Annotated in this window: 1 protein-coding gene; it reads left to right on the top strand. The window is 36.5% G+C overall.

The window, feature by feature from the left end; all coding sequences use genetic code 11:
• Positions 1-274: hypothetical protein (locus BU804_RS13040; RefSeq protein WP_158024977.1), on the top strand; the 274-nt coding region annotated here is incomplete at both ends.

The following is a 274-nucleotide window of genomic DNA, read 5'->3' as shown; positions in this document are numbered from 1 at the left end:
TCTTCGCAATGTTTAGATCCGGATGATGAAAGACTATTAGAAGATCGGTTTAAGAACAGTTTGAAGCTAGAGATGAAAAATCTTAAAGATTACGACATAAAGTTTGAAAACCTTCAAGTTTTTGTACAAAGTGTGTTAGAGTCTAGCTTAATTAATACCATCTTTTCCCAGTCGAATCCGGAAATCGGACAGTTTTTACACTTGCCAGAAATCGATCCTCGTCTTGTTCGCAACTATGACAGGGAAATTGTAGGTCGTTGTATCAAAGAGTACA

This window comes from Candidatus Protochlamydia sp. W-9 (assembly GCF_001950615.1).
GTDB classification, from domain to species: Bacteria; Chlamydiota; Chlamydiia; order Chlamydiales; family Parachlamydiaceae; genus Protochlamydia; species Protochlamydia amoebophila.
Note: the sequence above shows the minus strand (reverse complement) of the source record. Positions and strands in the feature narration are given on the sequence as shown.